17 protein-coding genes and 1 pseudogene are annotated in these 18620 nt (G+C 71.2%); 8 read left to right on the top strand and 10 right to left on the bottom strand.

The window, feature by feature from the left end; translation table 11 throughout:
* Positions 1-4 precede the first annotated feature (4 nt).
* Both ABT063_RS40775 and ABT063_RS40770 read left to right on the top strand, forming a co-directional pair.
* Positions 5-366: pseudogene (locus ABT063_RS40775) on the top strand (L,D-transpeptidase); the annotation flags it as partial.
* Between the two features lie 187 nt (positions 367-553).
* A complete protein-coding gene (locus ABT063_RS40770) occupies positions 554-1300 on the top strand; it encodes a DUF6227 family protein (RefSeq protein ID WP_351065928.1) in 747 nt (248 codons plus the stop codon).
* A gap of 18 nt (positions 1301-1318) precedes the next feature.
* On the opposite strand, the gene ABT063_RS40765 is transcribed toward ABT063_RS40770, so the two are convergent.
* The 6 genes from ABT063_RS40765 to ABT063_RS40740 all read right to left on the bottom strand — a co-directional run bounded on the left by ABT063_RS40765 (position 1319) and on the right by ABT063_RS40740 (position 7633).
* Entirely contained in the window at positions 1319-1462 is a 144-nt protein-coding gene (locus ABT063_RS40765; RefSeq protein ID WP_351065926.1) for a hypothetical protein, read from the bottom strand.
* Positions 1463-1554: 92 nt separating this feature from the next.
* Positions 1555-1806, bottom strand: coding sequence for a hypothetical protein (locus tag ABT063_RS40760; RefSeq protein ID WP_351065924.1), 252 nt, complete (start codon positions 1804-1806; stop codon positions 1555-1557).
* Positions 1807-1890: 84 nt separating this feature from the next.
* On the bottom strand, positions 1891-3960 hold the full coding sequence (locus ABT063_RS40755) for a PTS fructose transporter subunit IIABC (RefSeq protein WP_351065922.1): 2070 nt from the start codon (positions 3958-3960) through the stop codon (positions 1891-1893).
* 271 nt (positions 3961-4231) lie between these two features.
* The gene (gene pfkB, locus ABT063_RS40750; RefSeq protein ID WP_351065921.1) at positions 4232-5179 is read right to left on the bottom strand and encodes a 1-phosphofructokinase; all 948 of its coding nucleotides are present in this window, start codon (positions 5177-5179) and stop codon (positions 4232-4234) included.
* On the bottom strand, positions 5176-5937 hold the full coding sequence (locus ABT063_RS40745) for a DeoR/GlpR family DNA-binding transcription regulator (RefSeq protein WP_351065919.1): 762 nt from the start codon (positions 5935-5937) through the stop codon (positions 5176-5178). Before ABT063_RS40745 ends, pfkB begins: the two co-directional genes overlap by 4 nt.
* 175 nt (positions 5938-6112) lie before the next feature.
* Positions 6113-7633 carry an MFS transporter gene (locus ABT063_RS40740; RefSeq protein WP_351065917.1) on the bottom strand — a complete coding sequence of 507 codons (1521 nt, stop codon included), beginning with the start codon at positions 7631-7633 and terminating at the stop codon, positions 6113-6115.
* 63 nt (positions 7634-7696) lie between these two features.
* Here ABT063_RS40740 and ABT063_RS40735 point away from each other — a divergent pair, with 63 nt between their 5' ends.
* On the top strand, positions 7697-8662 hold the full coding sequence (locus ABT063_RS40735; protein ID WP_351065915.1) for a helix-turn-helix transcriptional regulator: 966 nt from the start codon (positions 7697-7699) through the stop codon (positions 8660-8662).
* A gap of 442 nt (positions 8663-9104) precedes the next feature.
* Here ABT063_RS40735 and ABT063_RS40730 read toward each other — a convergent pair whose 3' ends face one another.
* Positions 9105-10103 carry a sigma-70 family RNA polymerase sigma factor gene (locus tag ABT063_RS40730; protein ID WP_351065913.1) on the bottom strand — a complete coding sequence of 333 codons (999 nt, stop codon included), beginning with the start codon at positions 10101-10103 and terminating at the stop codon, positions 9105-9107.
* Between the two features lie 172 nt (positions 10104-10275).
* Here ABT063_RS40730 and ABT063_RS40725 point away from each other — a divergent pair, with 172 nt between their 5' ends.
* Complete coding sequence (locus ABT063_RS40725) at positions 10276-10794, top strand: GNAT family N-acetyltransferase (protein ID WP_351065912.1); 519 nt, start codon at positions 10276-10278, stop codon at positions 10792-10794.
* A 16-nt stretch (positions 10795-10810) separates the two neighbouring features.
* Here ABT063_RS40725 and ABT063_RS40720 read toward each other — a convergent pair whose 3' ends face one another.
* Positions 10811-11599, bottom strand: a complete 789-nt coding sequence (locus tag ABT063_RS40720; protein ID WP_351065910.1) for a dioxygenase family protein — start codon at positions 11597-11599, stop codon at positions 10811-10813.
* A 116-nt stretch (positions 11600-11715) separates the two neighbouring features.
* Here ABT063_RS40720 and ABT063_RS40715 point away from each other — a divergent pair, with 116 nt between their 5' ends.
* A complete protein-coding gene (locus ABT063_RS40715; RefSeq protein ID WP_351065909.1) occupies positions 11716-12240 on the top strand; it encodes a MarR family winged helix-turn-helix transcriptional regulator in 525 nt (174 codons plus the stop codon).
* A gap of 123 nt (positions 12241-12363) precedes the next feature.
* Here the strand turns inward: ABT063_RS40715 and ABT063_RS40710 are convergent, their stop codons facing one another.
* Together ABT063_RS40710 and ABT063_RS40705 are read right to left on the bottom strand one after the other, a co-directional pair.
* The gene (locus ABT063_RS40710; protein WP_351065907.1) at positions 12364-13905 is read right to left on the bottom strand and encodes an MFS transporter; all 1542 of its coding nucleotides are present in this window, start codon (positions 13903-13905) and stop codon (positions 12364-12366) included.
* A 158-nt stretch (positions 13906-14063) separates the two neighbouring features.
* Positions 14064-14708 (bottom strand): TetR/AcrR family transcriptional regulator, encoded by a 645-nt coding sequence (locus tag ABT063_RS40705; protein ID WP_351065905.1) that lies wholly within the window; start codon positions 14706-14708, stop codon positions 14064-14066.
* Between the two features lie 267 nt (positions 14709-14975).
* Here ABT063_RS40705 and ABT063_RS40700 point away from each other — a divergent pair, with 267 nt between their 5' ends.
* From ABT063_RS40700 to ABT063_RS40690, 3 genes are all read left to right on the top strand, one after another.
* Positions 14976-16271 (top strand): M6 family metalloprotease domain-containing protein, encoded by a 1296-nt coding sequence (locus ABT063_RS40700; RefSeq protein ID WP_351065904.1) that lies wholly within the window; start codon positions 14976-14978, stop codon positions 16269-16271.
* A gap of 115 nt (positions 16272-16386) precedes the next feature.
* Complete coding sequence (locus tag ABT063_RS40695) at positions 16387-18003, top strand: IclR family transcriptional regulator domain-containing protein (protein ID WP_351065903.1); 1617 nt, start codon at positions 16387-16389, stop codon at positions 18001-18003.
* A gap of 125 nt (positions 18004-18128) precedes the next feature.
* The coding region (locus tag ABT063_RS40690; RefSeq protein ID WP_502990987.1) for an NHL repeat-containing protein at positions 18129-18620 on the top strand (492 nt) is incomplete at its 3' end.

The raw sequence follows: 18620 nt of genomic DNA, 5'->3' as shown, positions 1-18620 counted from the left end.
CACGGCCAAGAAGGTGACGCAGACACGGATGAACGGCACGACGGTCGGCTTCGGCGGCGAGTACGACATCCCGGACGTGCCGCACGCGATGCGTCTGACCACATCGGGGACCTTCATCCACGCAACTACTGGTACAATAAGGGCAATCCGCCCTTCGGCCGCCAAGGCGCCAGCCGCGGCTGCGTGGGGCTCGCGGACGTGCAGGGCGCACAAGGTGCCACGCCCGCCAAGTGGTTCTACGACAACTCGCTCATCGGGGACGTCGTGATCGTGAAGAACTCCCCCGACAGGACGGTGGCCCCGGACAACGGGCTGAACGGCTGGAACATGGCGTGGAGCGAGTGGATCGCGGGAAGCGCCTCCTGAGGGCACCGCACGCCGGAAGCAGGCGTCTGACCGGCGGTTTTTGACGGATCATCGGGCCGCGTGGGAACTTTCCCCGCGGCCCGGACGTTTTCCGGGCGTACGTTTTCTCGGTTCCCGGACATGATGTCCGACCGAGGGGCTACGGTATGCACCCACAAGGTGACATGCAGCAACGCCGGGAGAAACCTTGAGCGTTCCGTACGAGACAGCAGCGTACGAACCACCCGAGTCGCCCGAGTCTCCGGAGGAGCACCTCGCGCGGCTCCTTGGCCGTGCCCTGAACTCCTTCGAGTTGCCCGACGAGACGATACGGCGTCTGGACTGCGCGCTGGCGCACGACAGTTCGCTGCACTCCGCGCACCACAGCGCGGGGCTGCACCGCGAGACGTACCGGCACACCTGGCTGCTCGCGGACGGCTCGGCGCTCACCCTGTGGGAGCTCGTCCACAACACCGCCCCGGGCAGCATCCCGCAGCACGAGGTGTACGTGGACGAGGAGGAGCTGCGCACCGCCACCGCGCGGCTGCCGCTGCCGCCGGACGCGCCGGACTTCGAGCTGCCGGTGACGGTGCAGCTGTCGCCGGTCCCCGCGCCGCGCCACGCATATCTGCCGGGCGACTCGGCGGACCACGCGCGCCGGGTGCTGCGCCGGGCGGAGAATCCGGACCGGCCGGGCGAGGAGACGGCCGCGCTGCTGGCCACGGCGTGTGCGCACCAGATCACGCAGGCCTTCGGGCGCCCCTGCCGGGCGGGCCGTGCCGGGCTGTGCTTCTCGCTCTACGAGCACGCGTTCCTGCTGCGTGACGGCGAGGAGGTCTCCCTCTGGGAGGTCGAGCACACGGTGACGCCCGACGGACGGCACATGTGCGAGGTGTACGGGAGCGAGGACGCAGCCAGGGACGCGATGGAGCGGCGGGCGGCGCAGCTGTCCTGAGCGGGCGCGGGGAACGGCTCAGCGGTCGGCGCTGAGCCGTCGTGCCAGGCGCGCCGCCTCGATGGCGCGCAGCGCCTCGTCGGACTCACTCAGGGCGACGGCGACACGCTCGTACAGCGAAGACGTTTCGGCGGCGTCGACCTCACCGAAGTGTCGGTGCACCTGAGCGAGTGTGCGGGCCCTGCCCGTGGGGGTGGCGCCTCCTGCGGTCGGCCCTGGTGTCCTGACGATGCTCGGAGTTCGACGGCATACGCTCAACGTTCGATGACACGGGACGCCAGACCCGCGAACGCGTCCTCCTCCGCCGGGGTCAGTTCGACGGACTCGCGCTGGGGGCCGATCCTCCGCCGGTGCGGAAGCGCGGGCAGGGGGTGGGTGGCCCGCCACAGGGCCGCCTCGCCGCGGCCGTGGCGCAGCATGAGGGCCAGGCCGATCGCCCACGCGACGGTGACCATGACGAGGAACGTCATACCCAGCAGCTGGTAGACGGAGACGTGCTCAGGCATGCGCCCCAGTAGACACCACGGTCCGGGACTTGAGTCCCGGACCGTGATGTATCTCGCAGGTGCCTGTGCGGCTCTCGCGGGTGCCTACGCGGCGACCGGCTGCTTCCGCTCGGCCGTCGCCGCGGCCGCGTCCGCCGTCTCGGGGGCCGGGCCGCCCGGGGCCGGCTTGCGCATGCTCTTCAGGACGACGACCAGCGCTGTCGTGACGCACACGCCCGCCGCGATGGCGATCAGGTAGAGGAAGGGGTTGCCGATCAGCGGGACGACGAAGATGCCGCCGTGCGGGGCGCGCAGGGTGGCGCCGAAGGCCATCGACAGGGCGCCGGTGACCGCGCCTCCCACCATCGAGGACGGGATGACGCGCAGCGGGTCGGCCGCGGCGAACGGGATGGCGCCCTCCGAGATGAAGGAGGCGCCCAGGACCCAGGCGGCCTTGCCGTTCTCGCGCTCGGTGTGGGTGAAGAGCTTGCCGCGGATCGTCGTGGCCAGCGCCATCGCGAGCGGCGGGACCATGCCGGCCGCCATCACCGCGGCCATGATCTTCATCGCGGAGTCGCTGGGGCTCGCGACCGCGATACCGGCGGTGGCGAAGGTGTACGCGACCTTGTTGACCGGGCCGCCGAGGTCGAAGCACATCATCAGGCCGAGCAGGGCTCCGAGCAGGATGGCGTTGCTGCCGGACAGGCCGTTCAGCCAGTCGGTCATGCCCTTCTGCGCCTCGGCGATGGGCTTGCCGATCACGACGAACATCAGGAAGCCGACGACCGCTGAGGAGATCAGCGGGATCACCACCACCGGCATGATGCCGCGCATCGCCGTCGGGATGTTGACCTTCTGGATGGCGATCACCACGCCACCGGCGATCAGACCGGCCGCGAGGCCGCCGAGGAAGCCGGCGTTGATGGTGAGGGAGATCGCGCCGCCGACGAAGCCGGGGACGAGGCCTGGCCGGTCCGCCATGCCGTAGGCGATGTAGCCGGCCAGGACCGGGACGAGGAAGCCGAAGGCGACGCCGCCGATCTGGAAGAGCAGGGCGCCCCAGCTGTCGGCCTGGGTCCAGATGAAGTGGTCCATGACCGACGGCGCCTTGTCGATCTTGTAGCCGCCGATCGCGAAGCCGAGGGCGATGAGCAGACCGCCCGCGGCGACGAACGGGACCATGTAGCTGACGCCGGACATCAGCCACTTGCGCAGCTTGGTGCCGTAGCCCTCGCCGGAGTCGCCGGCGCGTTCGACGGGTGTCGCGCCCGGGGAGCCTGCGGTGACCTCGCCGCGGGCCGCCTTCCCGCGGACCTCGGTGATCAGCTCGGCGGGCCGGTTGATGCCGGCCTTCACGCCGACGTCGACGGTGGGCTTGCCGGCGAAGCGGTCCTTGTCGCGTACGGGCACGTCGTGCGCGAAGATCACGGCGTCCGCGGCCGCGATGACGGCCGGGTCGAGCCGGGAGAAACCGGCCGAGCCCTGTGTCTCGACGACGAGTTCGACGCCCGCCTCACGGCCGGCGTTCTCCAGCGACTCGGCCGCCATGTAGGTGTGGGCGATGCCGGTGGGGCAGGAGGTGACGGCGACGATGCGGAAGGGGCGCTCCTCGCGCTCCTCGCGCTCCTCGGAGGCCCCGCCCTCGTCGCTGCCCGCTGCGGCGTCGGCGGAGGCCGCCGCCGACGCCGCAGCGGAGTCTTCGGAACCGGCCGGCTCGGTCTCGGCGGCCGCGGGTTCGTCCCCGCGGATCAGCGCCGCCGCGGCCGCCGCGTCGCCCGCCGACCGCAGCGCGTCGGTGAACTCGGCGTTCATCAGCTGCCGGGCCAGCGAGGACAGGATCGTCAGGTGGGCGTCGTCGGCGCCGGCGGGCGCGGCGATCAGGAAGATCAGGTCGGCGGGGCCGTCCGCGGCACCGAAGTCGATCCCGGCGGCGCTGCGCCCGAAGGCGAGTGTCGGCTCGGTGACGTGCTCGCTGCGGCAGTGCGGGATGCCGATGCCGCCGTCGAGGCCGGTCGGCATCTGTGCCTCGCGGGCGGCCACGTCGGCGAGGAAGCCCTCCAGGTCGGTCACCCGGCCCAGGGCGACCATGCGCTCGGCGAGGGCACGCGCCGCCGCTTCTTTGGTGTCGGCGGACAGGTCGAGATCGACCAGGTCCGCGGTGATCATGTCGCTCATCGCGGGCTCCTTCGCACGCGTATCGCCCGGGGAGAGGAGTGGGCGGAAAGGGGGACGGGGATGCGGTGGGGGGCTGTGGGGGTGGGGGCGGGACCGGGGAAGCCCCGCCCCCACTGGGCGGCAGGGTGGCTCAGGTGACCCTGCCGTCCGTCGGCCGCGGCGAGTAAGGGGGAGCCTCGCCGCTTCGGGGCCGGTCCACTCGGCATGGTCGGGCCCGGTCCGCACGGCATGTGCGGCATGTTCGGGGCCGGTCCACAGAGTACGTAAGACGTCATGACACCGGCTCCTTCAGTACGCGGTCCGCGGGCACCTCGGCCGTGACGGTCACCGCCGCCGGGTCCAGGTCGCCCGGCGTCGGCATCACGCTGCCGGGCAGTTGTACGGCCGCCGCGCCGTGCGCGACCGCGGAGGCCAGTGCCTCCGGCCCGGTGCCGCCGGCGATCAGGAAGCCGGCGAGCGAGGAGTCGCCGGCGCCCACATTGCTGCGTACGACGTCCACGCGCGCGCTGCCGAACCAGGCGCCCGCGTCGTCCACGAGCAGCTGCCCGTCGGCGCCGAGGCTCGCGAGTACGGCCCGCGCGCCCATCTCGCGCAACTCCTCGGCCGCCTTCACGGCGTCGCCCACGGTGAACAGGGGGCGCCGGACGGCCTCCGCGAGTTCCTCGGCGTTCGGCTTCACCACGTCGGGCCGCTCGCGCAGGGCCGCGAGGAGTGCGGGCCCGGAGGTGTCGAGCGCGATGCGCGCGCCGGCGGCGTGCGCCCGCGCGACCAGTTCGGCGTACCACGACGGTGTGAGCCCTCGTGGCAGGCTTCCGCAGCACGCGATCCAGGCGGCGTCGCGGGACTGCACGCGCACCGTCTCCAGGAGGAGTTCCTGTTCGGCGGCGGACAGTTCGGGCCCCGGCGCGTTGATCTTCGTCAGTACCCCGTCCGACTCCGCGAGGGCGATGTTGGAGCGGGTGGCTCCGGCGACCGGTACCGGCGCGACCTCGATGCCCTGCGCGTCGAGCAGATCGGCGACGAGTGCGCCCGGCGCACCCCCCAGGGGCAGGACCGCGACCGTGCGCTGTCCGGCGGCCGAGACGGCGCGCGAGACGTTCACGCCCTTGCCGCCGGGGTCCATGCGCTCGCCGGTGGCGCGGATGACCTCTCCGCGCTCCAGCGAAGGGACCTCGTACGTACGGTCCAGGGAGGGGTTGGGGGTGACGGTGAGGATCATGCGCGCACTACTTCCGTGCCGCCGCGCTCGATCGCGGTGGCGTCTTCGGGGCTCAGCCCGCTGTCGGTGATCAGCAGGTCCACGTCGCTCAGGTCGCCGAAGCGGGCGAAGTGCTCCTGGCCGTGCTTGGAGGAGTCGGCGAGCAGCACCACGCGGCGGGCTGCGGCCAGCGCCGCACGCTTCACGGCGGCCTCGGCGAGGTCGGGGGTGGTCAGACCGTGTTCGACGGAGAAGCCGTTGGCCGCCACGAACAGGACGTCGGCCCGGATCTCGCCGTACGCGCGCAGCGCCCAGGCGTCCACGGCGGCGCGCGTACGGTGCCGTACGCGCCCTCCGACGAGGTGGAGCTGGATGCCGGGGTGGTCGGCGAGGCGGGCGGCGATCGGCAGGCTGTGCGTGACGACGGTGAGCGAGGCCTCCAGAGGGATGGCGGCGGCCAGGCGGGCGACCGTCGTCCCGGCGTCGAGGAGCATCGTGCCCTCGGTCGGCAGTTCCGCGAGGGCGGCCTTGGCGATGTGGTCCTTCTCGTCGGCCGCCGTCGTCTCGCGCTCGGCGAGGTCCGGCTCGAAGTCGAGGCGGCCGGCCGGGATGGCGCCGCCGTGCACCCGGCGGACGAGGCCGGCGCGGTCGAGGGCCTTCAGGTCCCGGCGGATCGTCTCGGCCGTGACCTGGAACTCCTCGGCCAGCGACACCACGTCCACCCGCCCGCCGTCACGGGCGAGCCGGAGGATCTCCTGCTGCCGTTCCGGTGCGTACATGTCCGTTCGCCTCCGACCTGTGCCCGAACTTGTGGTTTCGCTGGGAGGCTACGCCCGGATTTCCGGAAAGTAAACAGGTTCGGACGTGATTCGGGCATGATCGGACTTCCGTGCAGGTCCGGGCGCAACGCGAAGGGCCCGGCACCTCGGTGCCGGGCCCTTCCGCCGCGGGAGCTCATGACACGAACTCGGGCTCCTTCTCCGCCGCCCCGAGCTCAGGGTCGACGCCTTCCATGTGCTGCGCCGGCCGCTTCGGCAGCGCGAACATCAGCAGGAAGATCACCACCATCACGGCCGCGACCCAGCCCAGCGCGTACTGGAAGCCGTCCACGAAGGCCGGGCCCACCCGGTCGCGCGGCAGGTCGTCGTCGATGACGCCGAAGAAGACCACCGACACCAGGCCGAGCCCCAGCGCGTTGCCCATCTGCTGCACGGTGTTGATGAGCCCCGACGCCGAACCCGAGTGCTCGCGCGGCACCTCCGACAGCACCGCGTCCGTCAGCGGGGCGATGATCAGGCCCATGCCGGCGCCCATCACGGCCAGCGGCAGCGCCATCTGCCAGGACGCGATGCCGAGGCCGTACCGCTCGGACTCCCAGAGGTAGATCAGGACACCCGCCGCCATCACCAGCGCGCCCGCCTGGAGCACCTTGCGGCCGAAGCGCGGGACCAGCTGCTGCACCGACAGCCCGGCCGCCAGCGACACGGCGATCGAGAACGGCACGCCGGTCAGCCCGGCCCGCAGCGGCCGCCAGCCCAGGCCGACCTGCATGTACAGGGTCCACACCAGGAAGAAGATGCCCAGGCTGACACCGAAGACCGTCTGTACGGCGATACCGGCCGCGAAGCTCTTCACCTTGAACAGCGACAGTTCGATCAGCGGCGAGCCGTCGCGCGCCGCCTTGCGCCGTTCGTACGCCACCAGCGCCCCGAACACGACGAGCGCGCCGGCCATCGAGACGTACCCCCACAGCGGCCAGTCCAGCTCGCGGCCGCGCGTGAGCGGGTAGAGCAGCATCAGCAGGGCGACGACGACCAGGGCGACCCCGACGAGGTCCAGCTTCAGCGCCTTCGGCGCCTTGGACTCGGTGATGAAGCGGCTGCCCAGGATCAGTCCCGCGATACCGACCGGCAGGTTGATCAGGAAGATGGGCCGCCACTCCAGGCCGAACAGGTTCCACTCGGTCAGCAGCGCGCCGAGCAGCGGACCGGAGACGGCCCCCAGCCCCACCACCGCGCCGAAGAGGCCGAACACCTTGCCCCGCTCGTGGGCCGGGAAGGTGGCGTGCACGATCGACAGGACCTGCGGCACCATCAGCGCCGCCATGGCGCCCTGCAGGATGCGGGCGGCCACCAGCATCTCCGGGTTCGCGGCGAAGCCGCACAGCGCGGAGGCGACGGTGAAGCCGCCGATGCCGATCAGGAACAGCCGCTTGCGGCCGTGGATGTCGCCGAGGCGTCCGCCGGTGATCAGGCCGGCGGCGAAGGCGAGCGCGTAGCCGGCGGTGATCCACTGGATCTGGCTGTCGGAGGCGCCCGCGTCCATCTGGATCGACGGGATGGCGATGTTGACGATCGTGACGTCGACGAGGTCCATGAAGGCCGCGGTCATCACGATGGCGAGGGCGAACCAGCGGCGCCGGTCGCCTGCCGCGGGCTGCTGGGGCTCACGGAGAGTGGGCTCGGTGGAGTTCATGTCCCACAAGCTATGACCTCATTAGGTCAGATCGTGTCCTATAGCTGCGGCATGCTCGGATTCATGACGACGGACACTCCGGCACGGCTCCTGCAACTCCTCTCCCTCCTCCAGACGCCCCGCGAATGGCCCGGCGGCGAGCTCTCCGAACGACTCGGGGTCTCGCGCCGTACGGTCCGGCGGGACATCGACCGGCTGCGTGAACTCGGCTATCCCGTACAGGCGACCAAGGGCACGGACGGCGGCTACCGGCTGGTCGCGGGCAAGGCGATGCCGCCGCTCGTGCTCGACGACGAGGAGGCGGTGGCGATAGCGGTCGGGCTGCGGGCCGGGGCCGGGCACGCGCTGGAGGGCGTGGACGAGGCGTCGGTGCGGGCGCTGGCCAAGCTGGAACAGGTGCTGCCGTCCCGGCTGCGGCACCGCGTGGCCACGCTGCAGGCCGCTACGACACCGCTGACCAGCGGGGACGGGGCGAGCATCGCGCCGGAGACACTGACCGTGATGGCCTCGACGGTGGCCGGGCGGGAGCGTTTGCGGTTCTCCTACCGGGCGAGGGACGGGGCCGAGTCACGGCGCGTGGTCGAGCCGTATCGGCTGGTGTCGACCGGGCGTCGCTGGTATCTCGTCGCGTACGACCTCGATCGGGGCGACTGGCGCACGTTCCGGGTCGACCGGGTGAGCGAGCCGTTCGCGACCGGGGTGCGGTTCGCTCCGCGGGAGTTGCCGACGGGGAGCGCGGCGGAGTATCTGCGGCAGTCGATGCACGGGAGGCAGGAGACGTACGGATTCACGGTGACGTTCGACGCGGCTGTGGAGGCGGTCGCGGCTCGGGTGCCGGCGTGGATGGGGGTGCCGGAAGCGGTCGACGGCGGGGGGTGTGTGCTGCGCGGAGTCGTCGGGGACTCCGTGGAGTGGCTGGCGGTCCGGCTGGCGATGCTCGGGTTCGACTTCACGGTGCGGGAGCCGGAGGAACTGGCGCGTTGTGTACGGGAGTTGGGCGGGCGGTTGGCCCGGGCGGGGGCCGGGTGAGATGCGGCGCCCCGTGCGTCGGCCGATCGGCGACGCTGTGCCGATGTGACAGAATCTCCCCTTCGGCGGGCCACCCCGGGGTTCAGGTACGGGGTGTCCCGCCTTTCGGCATGTCCGGTACGGTCCCAGGCGGACCCCAGCGGGTCCGGACGGCCCCGGGAAGAGGTGAGCCGGACCCCGGCACCCGGGGGGAAGGGCGCCGAAGTCCGGCTCGGGGAGTCCCGGCGCCGGGGGGAGTGCGTCGGGACTTGGCTCAGTGGTCAAAGGTCTGGGATCAAGGTCTGGGCTCAAGGTCCGGGATCGGAGATCCGGGATGCTCTCCCGGCCCGAACTCCCGGCCCCTGAAGTCTTGTTTCCCTGGCCCTGCCGGTTGAAGCGGCGTCTCACCGCCATGTTTGCGCTGTCTTTCGCCACCCGGCGTACGCCGCCCGCGAGAGAGGCGTCACGCCGCCGCGTCGAAGCCGGTCTGGCGGGCCAGCTTCTTCAGCTCCAGCAGCGCGTGCTTCTCGATCTGGCGGATGCGCTCGCGCGTCAGGCCGTGCTCCTTGCCGACCTCGGTCAGCGTGCGCTCCCGGCCGTCCTCGATGCCGTACCGCATCTTGATGATGGAGGCCGTGCGCTGGTCGAGGCGGCCGATCAGGTCGTCCAGCTCCTCGCTGCGCAGGAGGGTCAGGACGGACTGCTCCGGCGAGACCGCGGACGTGTCCTCGAGCAGGTCGCCGAACTGGGTCTCGCCCTCGTCGTCCACCGACATGTTCAGGGAGACCGGGTCGCGGGCCCAGTCCAGGACGTCCACCACACGCTCCGGGTTCGAGCCGAGCTCCGCGGCGATCTCCGCGGGCTCCGGGTCCCGGCCGTGCTCGCGGTTGAACTCGCGCTGCACGCGCCGGATCCGGCCCAGCTCCTCCACCAGGTGGACGGGCAGACGGATCGTGCGCGACTGGTCCGCTATCGAGCGGGTGATCGCCTGGCGGATCCACCAGGTCGCGTACGTCGAGAACTTGAAGCCCTTGCGGTAGTCGAACTTCTCGACCGCGCGCACCAGACCGGCGTTGCCCTCCTGGACCAGGTCGAGGAGCGGAAGGCCACTACGGGGGTAGCGGCGGGCGACCGCGACGACCAGGCGGAGGTTGGAGCGGATGAAGATGTCCTTGGCCCGCTCCGCGTCGGCGACCAGGGCCTCGAGCTCCTCGCGGGTGGCGTCCGCCCTGGACTCCTCGTACCCGTCGAGGACCTGTCGTGCGAACACACCCGCCTCGATGATCTGGGACAGCTCGACCTCCTTGGCGGCGTCGAGCAGCGGTGTGCGCGCGATCTCGTCGAGGTACATGCCGACCAGGTCACGGTCGGCGATCTCGCCGGCGTGGGCGCGAACACTGCGTGCCGCGTCGACCGTCTCGCCGGTGGCGGACTGACGACGGGCGACGGCACGGGTTGCCATGCGTGCTCCCTTGCGATGGTGAGGTCAGCGGGTGGTCCTTAAGATGCTTGGCACTCTCCTCGGGTGCCCTGCATCCGATGGAAACAACGACTGGAATCAGGACAGAATTCCCAACCCGCACCTCAATTTTTCTGATCATGCAGTACCCTGTCCCACCACACGGGGAGACGTGATGTCGTCGGAACGTACAGAGGTGCAGGTCAGGCCAGGAGTCGAGAGTGACCTCCTAGCCCTCACCGACCTCTACAACCACTATGTACGTGAGACGCCCATCACATTCGATACCGCCGTCTTCACTCCGGAAGAGCGCCGCCCTTGGCTGCTCTCCCACCCTGAAGACGGCCCGTACCGCCTGATGGTTGCCGTGGACACGGACTCACAGGAGATTCTGGGCTACGTCACATCCAGCCCTTACCGTGCGAAGCCCGCGTACGTGACCTCGGTGGAGACCACGGTCTACGTCGCCCCGCAGGCCGGCCGCCGCGGCATCGGCACGCTCCTGTACAAGGCGCTCTTCGAGGCCCTGGCCGACGAGGATGTGCACCGCGCCTACGCGGGCATCGCGCAGCCGAACGAGGCGTCCGCCCGGCTGCACGAGCGCTTCGGGTTCCGGCACGTGGGGACGTACCGGGAGGTGGGCCGGAAATTCGGCCGCTACTGGGACGTGGCCTGGTACGAGAAGGAACTCTAGCCCTGGGCTGGACCCACTACCCGAACTGCACCGACCGCTTCGCCAGCCCCAGCCAGAACCCGTCGATCACCGACTTCTGTTCCCCGAGCTCGCCGGCCGCGTCCGCCGAGCCCATCGTCACGAACAGGGGCGCGAAGTGCTCGGTGCGCGGGTGGGCGAGCTGTCCCGCCGGGGATTTACGGAGGAAGTCGAGCAGCGCGTCCACGTCGCCGGACTCCAGCGCGCGCCGGCCCCAGTCGTCGAACTCGGCCGACCAGCCCGGCACCCCTCCCGCGTGCCGCAGGGCGGCCAGGTTGTGGGTGAAGAAGCCGGAGCCGACGATCAGCACGCCCTCGTCGCGCAGCGGCGCCAGCTTGCGGCCGATCTCCATGAGGCGCACCGGATCGAGGGTCGGCATGGAGATCTGCAGGACCGGAATGTCAGCTTCGGGGAACATCTCGACCAGCGGGACGTAGGCTCCGTGGTCCAGGCCACGATCCGGGACGTCCTGCACGGGTATGCCCGGGGCGCGCAGCAACTTCCGTACGGACTCGGCGAGTTCGGGGGCGCCGGGCGCCGCGTACGTGACCTTGTAGTAGTGCTCGGGGAAGCCCCAGAAGTCGTAGACGAGAGGGATCGTTTCGATGGCACCGATGGCGAGCGGGGCCTCCTCCCAGTGGGCGGAGACCATGAGGATCGCCTTGGGGCGCGGCAGGCCGGCCGACCAGGCGGCGAGTTCGCCGGGCCAGATCGGGTCGTCCGCCAGCGGTGGGGCGCCGTGACTGAGGTAGAGCGCCGGCATGCGCTCCTGGGCGACGGCGGACATGGCGGCGGCTCCTTCCGGGGAAACATTCGCTTGAGACCTCAAGCTGCTACTGACGCGTGTAAACCTTACGGCTTATTGGTTTAATATTCAAGGAGCGCTCTCGTACAGTGGAGTACATGAAGGCATCCACATCCGCATCCGCCGAGGAACTCCGTGAGGAGCCCCGCTGGCTCACCAACGAGGAACAGCGCATCTGGCGCTCCTACATCCATGCCTCGACCCTCCTGGAGGACCACATGGACCGCCAGCTCCAACGGGACGCGGGCATGCCGCACATCTACTACGGCCTCCTCGTCAAGCTGGCCGATTCCCCGCAGCGGCGGCTGCGCATGACCGAGCTGGCCATGCACGCGAAGATCACCCGCTCCCGCCTCTCGCACGCGGTCGCACGCCTGGAGAAGAACGGCTGGGTACGACGTGAGGACTGCCCCTCCGACAAGCGGGGCCAGTTCGCGGTGCTCACCGACGAGGGCTTCGAGGTGCTGAAGCGGGCCGCGCCGGGCCATGTGGCGGCCGTACGGAACGCGGTGTTCGACCGGCTCACCCCCGAACAGCAGAAGTCCCTCGGCGAGATCATGCAGATCGTCGCCGAGGGACTCCAGCCGAACGAAGCGGGTGCGGACCTGCCCTGGCTCCGCTGAGCCGCTCGGTCAGCGGGGCCAGGGCAGGTCCTGGGGGTCGTACGTACGGAGCGTCCCCATCCCCGTACGTACGGATGGCCCGAAGGGGTACGTCCGGACGGTCGTCGTCAAGCCCGGTGAGGCTCAGTGGGCGACGACCGGCACCGCCAGTTCATCCTCGGCCGACTCGCCGGAGCCCGCCACCGGGGTGGTGTCCGGGCGGCCGGCGTTGATGAGGGTCAGGGCGATGCCCGCGGCCACGACCAGGATGCCGACGGCGAACCAGATCGCGCTGGTGTAGCCCTGCACCTGGCCCTCCAGCTGGACCAGCTGCTGCTGGGAGCGGCTGGTGGCGGAGCCGATGTGGTCCGCGACGTACGAGGTGGTGGCCGACGCGGCGATCGTGTTCAGCAGCGCCGTGCCGATCGCGCCGCCCACCTGCTGCGAGGTGTTGACCATCGCGGAGGCGACACCGGAGTCCCGCGGCTCGACACCCTGCGTGGCCAGGGACATGGCCGGCATGAACGCCGTACCCATGCCGAGGCCGAGCAGCAGCATCCCCGGCAGCAGCAGGGCCGCGTACGAGGAACCGATCTCCATCTGGGTCAGCAGCAGCATGCCGAGAGCGGCGACCAGGAAGCCGGGGCCCATCAGCAGGCGCGGCGCGACCCGGGTCATCAGGCGGGTGCCGATCTGGGTGGAGCCCGTGATCATGCCGACGATCATCGGCATGAAGGCGAAGCCGGTCTTGACCGGCGAGTAGCCCTTCACGATCTGCAGGTAGTAGGTCAGGAAGAGGAACAGGCCGAACATCGCGATGATGGCGAGCCCCAGGGAGAGGTAGACGCCGCCGCGGTTGCGCTCGGTGATCACGCGCAGCGGCAGCAGCGGGGCCTTGACCCTCGCCTCGACGAGCACGAAGGCGGTCAGCAGCACGGCCGAGGCGACGAACATGCCGATGGTCAGGGAATCGCTCCAGCCGTCGGACTCGGCGCGGGTGAAGCCGTAGACAAGCGCGACCAGGCCGAGGGTGGACAGGATCACGCCGGGGATGTCGAGCGGGGAGCGGTTGCGGCCGCCCTCCGGCTCACGGATGACGAAGTAGGCGCCGGCCGCGGCCACGATGGCGAACGGGATGTTCACGAAGAACGTCCAGCGCCAGTTCAGGTACTCGGTGAGGAAGCCGCCGAGGATCAGACCGACGGCGCCGCCGCCACCGGCGATCGCGCCGTAGATGCCGAACGCCTTGGCGCGCTCCTTGGCGTCCGTGAACATCACGGCGAGCAGGGAGAGCGCGGCCGGGGCGAGAAGGGCACCGAAGACGCCCTGCAGGGCGCGGGAGCCGAACATCATCGCCTCGTTGGTTGCCGCGCCGCCCAGCGCGGAGGCGGCGGCGAAGCCGCCGAGGCCGAGGACGAAGGTGCGCTTGCGGCCCCACAGGTCGGCGATCCGGCCACCGAAGAGGAGGAGACCGCCGAAGGCCAGGGCGTAGGCCGTGACGACCCACTGCCGGTTGCCGTCGGATATGCCCAGGTCCTGCTGGGCGGACGGGAGGGCGATGTTCACGATGGTCGCGTCGAGCACGACCATCAGCTGGGCCAGCGCGATGAAGACGAGCGCTTTCCAGCGGTTGGCGTCGAGGGCCTTGCCCGCGGCGCCGGGAGCCTTTGAGGCTGTTTCAGACATGGGGGTACCCACTTCGGGACTTCGTGACGGAAAAAGCGTGTACAAAGGGGACGGCTCGTCGTCGGTGACGGCCGAGAAGCTGATGTGGTGACTGAGGTGGAGCTCCGAACCAATCGGTCAGGGCCGATCCGTCAGAGCTGGTCTGTCAGAGCTGATGGTCAGGCTTGGCGCAGCTCCTTGATGGTCGCGGCCGTGCCCGGCAGGGTGGAGTGGGCCGGGGCCCGCAGTCCGTCGATGAACAGTTGCAGGTGTCGGTGCAGGAAGCGGTCGGCGCTGAGGCAGGCGGTGCCCGCCGGGGGCCGGCTGAGCTGGGCCACGGCGACCATCAGGTCGCCGACGCCCACGTCGGGGCGGAGCTGTCCGGCCGCCCGCGCGCGCTCCATGAGCTTCTCGACGGTCTGCTCAAGGCGTTCGCGTGCGTCCTCCAGATCCGGGTGGTTCTTGTCGAACGTGCTCTGGACCATCGGACACAGCGCGGTGACCCGCTCGTCGGCGGACGCGTGCACGAACCGCTCCAGCGCCTCGAAGGCGTCCCCGGTCTCCATGAGCGCCTGCTCGGCCGCCCGGGCCGTACGGTCCATGACCGAGCAGACGACCTCGCGCACCAGCGCGTCGCGGTCGGGGAAGTTGCGGTACACCGTGGCGTTGCCGACGCCGGCCCGGCGGGCGATCTCGTCGAGCGGCACGTCCGGGCCCAGCTCGACGAACATCTCCCGGGCGGCGGTGACGATCCGCTCCCGGTTGCGCAGAGCGTCGGCGCGCGGCCGGGACACCTTGCGCTGCGCGGGGTTCGGAGACGTCACGGTCGGCACGGTGTACTCCTCGAAGTGACGTGGAGCGCGATCCGGGGAAGCAGTCCCCGTTTCGCTCGGACACATGGCTAAACGGGGAAGTGGTCCCCGGTTATTTCCCGCCCTTCCGAGAATCTCTTATGACCTGAGTCACAGCGCCTCCGGCGGGAAACCCACGTTCGGGCTCATCCAACGCGCGCCCGCGCACCCCGCGACACAGGGTGATCGCAAGGGTGCAGCCGGAGACCGGCGGCTGCCGCTGGACGGAAAGGCCCTCGCATGCAGCCGCTCCGCCGTCGGATACGCTCGCGCCGCGCGGCCGCCCTGGCCTCCGTGACCGCGCTGACCTTCGCGGTGAGCACCTCGGCCGGCACCGGAGCCCTCTCGCCGGGCCCGACTCCGGCCGGGGCGGGGCCGATCGCCGTCGCCCGTTCCCCGTCCCACGGCCCCTGCATGATCAGCGGTGTCTCGACGGTCCAGCTGTCGGAGGGCCTGCCCACCCCGGACGGGTACTCCCGCTCCACCGGCACCGTCCGCGCCCTCACCCTGATGGTCGACTTCTCCGACGCGCCCGGTCCGGGTGACGCGCGGAGCCGGTTCCGGGAGTTCTTCCCGCAGACCCAGCAGTGGTTCCGCACCAGTTCCTACGGCCGTCTCGACTACCGCCCCGAGACCCCGCTGCCCGACTGGCTGCGGATGCCCAAGCCGTTCAAGGCGTACGGCATAGAGCGCGGCGCCCCCTTCGAGCCCGGCTACCGGCAGCTGGTCCAGGACATCGTGGCCGCGGCCGATCCCGAGGTGGACTTCCGGTCGTACGACTTCGTGAACGTGCTGATGACGCCGAACGCCGGGCCGTCCGCGCTGGACACGGTCCTGTCGGTGACGTTCGCCGGCAACCTGGAGGCCCCGGTGGCCGACGGCGTGCCGGTGGCGAACGCCTCCTTCGTCTACTCCCGCCAGGACGACGGCTCCGGCTCCTACGCGCGGACCGGCTACCGCGTCCTGCCCCACGAGAACGGCCACGTCTTCGGCCTGCCCGACCTCTACACGCAGGAGGGCGGGGGCGCGGTCGGCCACTGGGACATCATGAGCGAGGACTGGGGGGCCAACAACGACCTGCTCGGCTGGCACAAGTGGAAGCTGGGCTGGCTGGACACGACGCAGGTGAGCTGTGTGACGGCGCGGGGGACGACGGAGTACACGCTGACGCCGCTGGCCCGGGCGGGCGGTCCGAAGCTGGTCTTCGTGCCCGTCGACCCGCACAGCGGGTACGCCGTCGAGCTGCGCACCGGCGAGGGCAACGACGAGACCGTGTGCCGGCCGGGCGTGCTGATCTACCGGGTCGACGCGGAGGTGGACACCGGCCGGGGGCCGGTGACGGTGTACGACTCCCGGCGGGACAGCGGGGGCTGCACCCGCAGCCCGAACGTCCACGCGGAGCTCTCCGACGCGACGTTCGCCCCCGGCGAGGAGTTCCGGGATCCGCGGCGGGGCATCCGCATCGTGGTGGCGGGGGCGGAGCTCGGGGGCGACCATCGGGTGCGGGTGACGCGGCAGGAGGGGGCGCGACGGTAACGGCAGGGGGTGGTGCCGGACGGTCAGGGCTGTGTCGGCTGCCCGGTCGCGCGGCCGTAAGGGGACCGCTTCCGGATTACCGTAGGGCTGCCCCGACCGCCGTACCGGAGATCCGATGCCCGCTGAGACGACCCTGGACGCACCGGAGTCTGCCGACTCCCCCGCCGCGCCGGCCGAGGCGGTCGCGCCGTTGATCCGTGGGGTCACCGTGCTGCGGCGGCTGACCGAGGCCGGCGGGGCGCTGAGCGCGAGCGAGCTGGAACGGGCCACCGGCCTCGCCCGCTCCACGGTCGACCGGATCGCCTCCACCCTCGCGCGCATGGAGTACGTCCGCCTCGACGGCCGGGACGTGGTCCTCGCCCCTCGTCTGATGGAACTGGGCAACGCCTATCTGGCCGCACTCCGCCTCCCCGCGCTGCTGGACGCGCGCGCGGACGCGCTCGCCGACGAACTCGACGAGTCGGTGTCGCTGGCGGTCGGCGACCGCGACGGCATCCGCTTCATCCACCAGGCCACCCGCCGTCGAGCGATGTCCCTGAGTTTCCGCATCGGCGATCTACTGCCGGCCGAACGCACCGCGCCGGGCCCGTTGTTCGCGACGGAGTGGACGCGGGAGGACTGGCGGGCGTGGCGGGCACGCCGGGCGGCGGACCCGGAGGACCGGGGCTTTCCCGCCGTACCGCCGCGCGAACACGCCGAGGACGACGAGGAGTTCGGGCGGCGGGCGGCGCGGGCGCGGGAGGACGGCTGGGCGTTGGACGACCAGTTGATCGAACCGGGGCTGGTCGCGGTCTCCGTGCCCGTACGTGATCCCCACAGCGGCCGGATCGCCTGCGTGGCGAGCGTGGTGAGCCACACGAGCCGGCACACGGCGGCGGATCTGCGCGACACGCTGCTGCCGCGGCTGCGGGCGGCGGTGACGGACATGGAACGCGAGCTGCGCGAGGCGCCGGACGCGGAGGCGGGGGCGGCGCCCTCGGGCCTGGCGGCCTGGACGGGGGCGTCGAAGCAGGAGCTGGGCCGGGAGTTCGTCGAGTCCCTGGCCCGCGGGCTGACCGTGCTGACCGCCTTCAGGGAGGGCCGGGCGGAGCTGACGCTCACGGAGGTGGCGCAGGCGACGGGGCTGGCACGGGCGACGGCGCGCAGGGCGCTGCTGACGTACGAGCATCTGGGGCTGGTGGCGCCGGGTTCGCGGCGCACGTTCGTCCTCACCCCGCGGGTGCTGTCCCTGGGCTTTCCGCCCCTGTCCCGCACCTCCCTGCCCCGGATCGCGGGCCCGCATCTGGCGGATCTGGCCGCCCGGGTGCAGGAGTCGGCGTCGCTGGCGGTGCTGACCGCCTCGGGCGAGGAGGTCCAGGTCACGGCCCGGGCGGCCGCGAGCCGGGTGATGAGCGTGGACATCACGGTCGGCACACGGCTGCCGGCCGCCGCGACGTCACTGGGCCGCGTGCTCCTGGCGGACGCCGGGGAGGCGGGCTCGCTGGAGGAGGTGCGGGCGCGCGGCTACGCCCTGGTCGACGAGGAGTGGGAGGAGGGCCTGCGTTCGATCGCGGTCCCGGTCCGCGACCGTACGGGCCGGGTGGTGGCCGCCACGAACGTGGCCCTGCACGCGGCCCGCCGCACGGCCGAGGAGTGCGTCCGGGACGTCCTGCCGGAACTGACGGCGACGGCGGCTCGGATCGAGTCGGACCTGCGGGTGGCGGGGCGGTTCACGCGGGTGCCGCTGCACTGAGCCGGCCGACCGAGGAAAGTCAGGACATTCGTCGCTGTGGGGATGTACTTGAATTCTCAATAATCGAGCTCGGGCGCCGAGTTGGTCCGGCGCGGCCCGTCTCGATTTCCGAGGAAGGTACCTCCATGACCCGTTCTCTCGCACGCAGGCAGCTTCTCGGCGCGGGCGTCGCTCTGGGGGCGACGGCCCTCGTCGGTGGTACGGCACATGCCTCCCCAGGCACCGCCGGATCATGGCCCAAGGAGTTCTCGCTGCCCAATGGCTGGGGGCCGGAGGGAGTCGCGATCGGCTCCGCGCCGTACGCCTACTTCGGATCGATCGCCACCGGCGGTGTGTACCGGGTGAACCTGGCGAGCGGCAAGGGCAAGGTGGTGCACCGCGGCCTGGGACGCATGACGGTCGGGCTGAAGGTGGACGCTTGGGGGCGGCTGTTCCTGGCGGGCGGCAGCAGTGGTGAACTGCGGGTCGTCGACGCCCGCAGCGGCGTGCTGCTCGCCTCGCACGTGGTCGGCGGGGAGGGCGGTTTCGTCAACGACGTCCTGCTCACCCGCGACGCCGCCTGGTTCACCGAGTCGTTCGGCGCACGGCTCCACAGGATTCCGGTGGGCAGGAAGGGC

Source organism: Streptomyces sp. NPDC002838, assembly GCF_040295365.1.
In the GTDB taxonomy this organism is placed as follows: Bacteria; Actinomycetota; Actinomycetes; order Streptomycetales; family Streptomycetaceae; genus Streptomyces.
The sequence above is the reverse complement of the archived record's forward strand: the minus strand, read 5'-3'. Positions and strand labels throughout refer to the sequence as shown.